Here is a 6089-nt window from a genome sequence, read left to right on the forward strand (position 1 = left end):
GGCGCTGGATCAGCGGACGACGTCGGGCGGTCACCGAAGCCGCGGTGGTACACCAGTGCCCCGTCCACCATCGGCAGGAAACCCTCATTGATGTGTATCTCCAGCGTGCTCATGGCCGCACCTCCACCATCATGAGGGGCCGCAACGGCAGAACTGTCCTGAAGTCCTGCTGCGGGTCCGTGTATTCGAGCTGCAGGCCGGACGCATCCGGCGGTGCCAGGTAGCTGATCCAGATCAGCTCGGTGGCGCCGGGAGCCAGGGTCCCGGGACCGCGGCCGGAGTCCTGAGGCGTCACCGTTGTGGCTGAGCCTTCGGCGCCCAGCTTCAGGCGGAGCTGACCCGGCGCAAACAGCATCGGCTCGGTCCGGCTGTTGTGCACCTCCAGCTCAAGGACGACGACATCGCCCCAAGTGTGGTTTTCAGGCTGCGGCCACGTGGAAACGGGACGCCCGGTGCCGCCGTTGCTGTCATCGACGTGGCTCTCCGGGTGCAGTGCCGGCCCGCCGGTGAAGCCCGGAGACGCCTGGCCCGCGCCGGCCAGGCGGGCAAAAGCAGTGTGAGCCGTGTTAAACGCGGGCCGGCCAGCCGCGTCCAGCCGGGCAAAGCGTCCGGCACGGACGAGGCGCAGGGCGCCGAACGGTGTTGCGGCAGCGGGCCCCGTGCCGGTCTCGGCGGTAGCGACCACGAGGTAGCTGCCGCCGGCGGCCAGCAGAAAGGCGCCGCCGCCCAGCAGCAGCCCGAATTGCCGGCGGGTCAGAATTGGGTGTGACACCGTACGCATGCTGGAGCTCATGAACGCACCCCGTTTTGTCATGGCCGGCTTCGGTTCATCCGGCAGAGTCCACTTGGTCCTGCTGTTCATAGTGCGAAGTCCACTACATGTTGCACAATCCAGTCAGAACTTGTCAAGGTATATTCGGAATTTGTCAAAGTGCTTGACTCCAATGGGAGTTACGCGGCCGGACTGGATGTAAATCCACACCCTGCGAATAGTGGATTATTCCGGCCAACGTGGCTACATTAGGTCCCATGTGCTGACGGCCATCTGCCGCCTGCTCGTGATTCGCACATATTTCCGACTTGAAGATGCTGCACGGTTGGGCCCTGCAGGCCTGAACAATTTCAACCATCGATCGATTCCCGAACACACAGCCGCGCATGTGGCCTGGATCTTGAACGGTCCCAGCACGGTGTTTCAAAAGTCGCACGCTCGGTGAAGTGTGCGAATGCCGGCTTGACGTCTCAGCAAGGACGACCACGGCCATGGGTGCGCGGCCGACTGCACCAATAACAAAGATTCGGCAGGCGTCAAGTGCAGAGCGACGTACGCCGAGGTCTGCCGTTTCCGAACACGCCGAAGGCCCAGCCGCCTCTTGACCTCATCCCGGCCCTCCTGCTTGATCCCAGGTCTGATGGGATCAACGTTCACGGGTGGGCACCGTTCGGGCGTCCTGATGGGCTCCAATTAGATTGACACAATCAGCAGTCAAACCCACATGATAATGCCGCATATCGTGGGCTTTGGATTCGTGTGATCCCCGCGATTTCAAGAACTTCTGGCTGTGCAGCGGGCGGTGCAGGGTGCCATGTGTGGTCCGGGCCCAGGACCCGCAGCAGGGTCGGGAGCAGCTCCGTCAGCTAGATGATGGCCGCCGCGGTTACCGGACCAATGCCCGGGCGGGTCAGGAATCCCGGGGCGGCCATCCTCTGCGCGAGCATGGATTATTTCACGAATCGGAAGAGCGCTGTGCGGAGTAGACCCTCGCCCAGGTCCAGCTGGAGGGTCTTGCATGACCCGGCGTAGCCTGCGGCGTCTTCCAATTGAAGGCGTAGTATCCGTTGCCAAGATTCTGCAGACCGCTGCTACCGGCTGCGTACTCCTCCAGCTGGTCGGGTGTTGTGCCGCTGGAACAGCTCAAGGCCGTGACGGTGACTGAAGCGGTGGCCAGATTCGTGACGGGTGCCCCGGAGGCGTCCAGAAGCCGCCATTTCAGGGGTACCGCCCGGCCGGCCGTGACCACGTTGAGAATATTGGAGGTGTCCACGGGGGCGGAGAATCCTTCAAAGTCGTAGGCAACCCGGTAGTTCGCGACCGCATGGGTTTCGTGGTTGGCGTTGTCGGTGGCGCGAACCGTGAACGTTCTAGGACCGACCACGCCAAGACCGATGGCTCCTCCGTCGGGTACGTCTCCGAAGCAGCCGGAGAGGCCCGAGCCCCCGGGTTCGTCGGCGCAGCTGTAGCTCGCGTGCAGGGGCCCCCAATAGACACGTCGCGCCGTCGACCGGTGAGGTGATTTGGATTGTCGGCGGGTCGCTGTCCGGGTCACAGGCATCACCTAGGCCGTCGCTGTCTCGGTCTTCCTGTTGCCCATTGGCGACACTTGGGCAGTTATCCGCAAGTGCTCCAACGCCGTCGCCGCTAGCTGGAAGATCAGACGATGGATGCCGTGCCCGCGGTGTCGCTCGTCAGGAGCACCGGGTAACCGCCGAATCCCAGGCTCACCGCGCCGCCTTCGGCGTACAGGGGCAGCTGCCTGCCGAAAATATCGACGGCGCTGACGTTGCCCCCGCCTTGGAGCACCAGTGAGTGCATCACTTGGGTGGACCACACGATCCGGCCCGTGCGGCCATCCGCGAGCTTGAACACGGCTGACCGTGCGTCCGCGCCCAGCTTCTCGTCCCCCATCGCGGCAGCCCCGGCGAGGAAACGTGACAGAACGGCCTGCGCGACGGCGGCCGGCTTCGGCACGAGGCGGCCCCCGGCGGTGTCCTCGTGGCGGAAGAGACCGAAGTTCGCCTCCGGACTGGCCGGGGCGTTCCAGTTGTCGACCAGCCCATAGTGCATGTACTGGCTTGCCCCTGCCGAAAGGACAGCGGCGGCGTCGCGGACCAGGAAGGCTGCCTGGACCGGCTCCGGCTGACCGCCTGCGACCGTGTTGTAGCCTGCCTCTTCGAGCACCACCGGTTTGCTCGAACCCGCGGCCGCAAGGAGCGCCTTGGCGTTTGCCACGGCACGCTCGCTGTAGCCTTCAGGAGCCTTCGAGAGCGAGTAGTTGTGGATAGTGACGACGTCTACGTAGTTGTGGCCGCCGAGCGTCACGAAACGGTCAAACCACGTGTACGCAGCTCCGCCTACGGCCCACCAATCGTCGGCCGCTCCCAGCGCCGGACCGCTGACCTTCGCGCCGGGGGCATAGAGCCGGATCGCCTCGGAAGCCGGTTTGAGGAGTTTGAGGTAGCAATCGGCAGTGCGCCCGCACTTGCCGTTGTTGAGGGCGTAGTTGAACTCGTTGTAGATGGCATAGTCGACGCCCGCACCGAACTTCTGCGCCGTGGCGCGGGCGTAGTCGACGTACTGGTTGATGCAGGACTTCGAGGACGGCGTGCGGCCGCCGTCGCACAGCCCGTAGTAGGCCAGGACCAGGGTGGGGCGGATGCCGCGGGCCTGGAGGCGGGAGATCTCCGCTTCCGTGGACGGATCCCAGGTAAAGCCGGGCCCACTGGCCACCGCGTCCTCCCAGCGCCAGTCGACCCGGGCCGTGCCGGCGCCCACACCACTGGCTGCTGCCGATTGGTCGAGGCTGCGGTGGATGGCGGGGTGGACGGTGGTCCCGAAGAGTGACGACGCCGGCGGTTTGGCCAGGCCCGCCACGAGACCCAGGTTGGTGGCCGCCTTGCCGGCAGCAGTGGACACGGTCAGCTCGTAATAGCCTGGTCCGAGCCCGCTCAGGTCAACACTCGCCGCACCGTTGGAGACAGCAGCAGAGCCTGTCGCCACAGTGGACCCCTCGAATGAACTCACGGAGTAAGCCACCGACGTCGAATCCGCCGCCACAGCAACCCGGGCGGAGGATGCCTCGTAGACAGCGAGTGGATCGGTGAACCGGGGTGCGGATTCAGCCCGCGCAGGTGCCAGACCGGCCGTCGCCGACAAGAACAGTGTCACAGCGAGGGCAGCCGAAACACGCAGAGGTACGGACATCGAGGCTCCAAGGATGGATTGGGCGGAGGTCACGTGCGACCAGGGGATACCCCAAAACAACCCTGCGCACCAGATCCCGTACGGACAGGCAACTTTGCCAAAATTTACATTACCTGCCGTGTGCCGGCCCGGAAGCTAGACCGGCCGATGAGGGCAGTTCTGCATTGCTGCCAGCAAGGCTCCGGCAGGCACCCAAAGCTATGCAGCACGTGGTCATGGAAGCCCGCCAGTCACTGACATCTGGAAACCCTGATGCCGGTAGGCCGCGATCAACTCGCCGCGGCAGGGTGCTGGCGTGCGCGCCGCACAGTTCGGCCATGCGGATGGTCAGGCCCGGCTTCCGCGGTTGGAGGATCCGTTTCCTGGCCAGGCTCGCGTCAGCCCATTCTCGTGTTCTGGTCAGGTGGGCTGTCGACCGGTAGTGCTCCGGGTTCGCTGGGGCGCAAGGCAGGCAGCGGCACTTGTGGTAGGCGTGCATGTTCCTGGTTCCGTGTTCATGGCTGGCTTTGGGGCAATCGCGGACGGCCAGAGGAGTGGCGGTGGGGCTGGAGGCATGGAGGCCGGGTGTGCGGCGGCCCGTCCCGGGCTCGCCGGTCAATGGGCCCGGACGGGCCGTGCGTGTTCGTGGTCGGTCGCGGTGTCGGATGTCCAGCCGTTGGCGAGGGCCCGGTTCCGGGCAACGGTGGCGCTGCGCCGTTCGTTGGCGGTCTCTTGTGGGGCGTTCGTTCCGTGCAGCTCGGCGTAGAGCCGGTCGATCCGGGCCCGGTAATCCTCGGTGATGCCGTTGCCGGCCAGGAGGTGGCTGATGGTGGAGGCATTGGCGCCGATGCGGGTTGCGATCTCGCTGCCGCACCAGCCGAGGCTATGCAGCGACTGGAGCTGACGGCGGGGAATGTCTCCGTTGACGATACGGCCGCGCCGCTTTTCGGCGCCTTCGGCGTCCTTGTAGCTGATCGCGTTCAGGGCCCTGAATGTGCTGGCCTTGACTGTCTTGGGCTTCTTGCCGTTTCGCCCCTTCATGGCGAACTCGATGACCTTGGCATGAATCCCGGACAGGTTTGAGATCTGCAGGACGGTGAGTCCGGCAGCCCGCAGTTCTGTGATCCTGGAGCGTACCAGCCCGGCGTCGACCATTTCCCTTCGGGGACGGTGCTTTGTGGACTGGCGGCTATATTCCAGGTTGGCTTCGCGGCACGGCGTGCACCGGCATCGGTGGTAGTTGTACATGCCCCGGGTTCCGTGTTCATGAGGTTGCACTGCCTGGGTGCACCGGCAGACTGCGAGATCGGCCGGTTCGGTGGCGTAGGGGCTGAAGGGCATGGAGATCATGTGTGTCGAAGCGGGGCCAATTCTCACCGGACAAGTATAATCCCCGGCGCGGAGGGGCTCCGCGCCGGGGATTCCGGAGTTTGTTCGGGCGGATTCAGGCCCGTCGGACCCGCGGGTGATACGGGCCGGCTTCCTGGTGTCGGTGATGCACCGGTCAAAGAGATGGAACGGGTGTAACCGACTCTCCACCAAACGCGGGGCTTGACAGCCCAGTCCCGCCCCGGGGTGGGGTCCTCCCGGGATCCGGGGGAGGACGGTGTCCGGGAATGAGCCTTCCCCCGGCGCCGGCCTCCGGCGAGGAACTCCTCGTCGGGATCGTGCCGGCACCGGCCGGCGGGTTCACCTGCTCATACCGCTTCCCCCTCCGGCACCGAACCCGGATGGCCGAAGAAAGAACGGACGGGCCTGCTGCAGGGACCGCAAAGCCGGCGGCCCCCCGGGGAGGGTCCCGGTCGCCGGGGAAGACTATTTCCTGGCTGCGGCGGCCTTCAGCCTGGAGCCGGCGGTCAGCTTGGCGCTGTGGCCGGCCGCTATGTGAAGGGTCTCGCCGGTCTGCGGGTTGCGGCCGGTGCGGGCTGCACGGTCGGTACGCTCGACGGCGAGCCAGCCGGGATGACGATCTTCTCGCCCTGGGCGAGGGAGGTCTCGAAAACCTCGAACAGGGCGTTGAGGATGGAGTTGACGGCAGCATGGCTGGTTCCGGCCTTTGCTGCAACTTCTGCAACCAACTCACCACGGTTCTTATGCATAGCATGTCCTCCCGGACTTCGGGTCGGTA

4 protein-coding genes and 3 pseudogenes are annotated in these 6089 nt (G+C 65.4%); 1 reads left to right on the forward strand and 6 read right to left on the reverse strand.

Annotated elements, in window-relative coordinates; all coding sequences use genetic code 11:
• Nucleotides 1–109: 109 nt before the first annotated feature.
• The 5 genes and pseudogenes from J1902_RS16020 to J1902_RS16045 all read right to left on the reverse strand — a co-directional run bounded on the left by J1902_RS16020 (nucleotide 110) and on the right by J1902_RS16045 (nucleotide 5338).
• Nucleotides 110–772 carry a DUF4352 domain-containing protein gene (locus tag J1902_RS16020; RefSeq protein WP_207617315.1) on the reverse strand — a complete coding sequence of 221 codons (663 nt, stop codon included), beginning with the start codon at nucleotides 770–772 and terminating at the stop codon, nucleotides 110–112.
• Between the two features lie 955 nt (nucleotides 773–1727).
• On the reverse strand, nucleotides 1728–2156 hold the full coding sequence (locus J1902_RS16025) for a PxKF domain-containing protein (RefSeq protein WP_207617316.1): 429 nt from the start codon (nucleotides 2154–2156) through the stop codon (nucleotides 1728–1730).
• Nucleotides 2143–2418 (reverse strand): annotated as a pseudogene (locus tag J1902_RS19720) (thrombospondin type 3 repeat-containing protein); the annotation flags it as partial. The pseudogene J1902_RS19720 and the gene J1902_RS16025, both read right to left, overlap by 14 nt.
• Before the next feature lie 13 nt (nucleotides 2419–2431).
• Nucleotides 2432–3802 (reverse strand): glycoside hydrolase 5 family protein, encoded by a 1371-nt coding sequence (locus J1902_RS16040; RefSeq protein ID WP_207617317.1) that lies wholly within the window; start codon nucleotides 3800–3802, stop codon nucleotides 2432–2434.
• 774 nt (nucleotides 3803–4576) lie between these two features.
• Complete coding sequence (locus J1902_RS16045) at nucleotides 4577–5338, reverse strand: hypothetical protein (protein ID WP_307794475.1); 762 nt, start codon at nucleotides 5336–5338, stop codon at nucleotides 4577–4579.
• A 239-nt stretch (nucleotides 5339–5577) separates the two neighbouring features.
• Here J1902_RS16045 and J1902_RS19915 point away from each other — a divergent pair.
• Nucleotides 5578–5700, forward strand: a pseudogene (locus tag J1902_RS19915) (DUF4193 family protein); the annotation flags it as partial.
• Between the two features lie 76 nt (nucleotides 5701–5776).
• On the opposite strand, the pseudogene J1902_RS16055 reads toward J1902_RS19915, so the two are convergent.
• A pseudogene (locus tag J1902_RS16055) lies at nucleotides 5777–6060 on the reverse strand (HU family DNA-binding protein).
• Between the last annotated feature and the right edge of the window lie 29 nt (nucleotides 6061–6089).

It is taken from the genome of Arthrobacter cavernae (genome assembly GCF_017368795.1).
Classification (GTDB): Bacteria; Actinomycetota; Actinomycetes; order Actinomycetales; family Micrococcaceae; genus Arthrobacter; species Arthrobacter cavernae.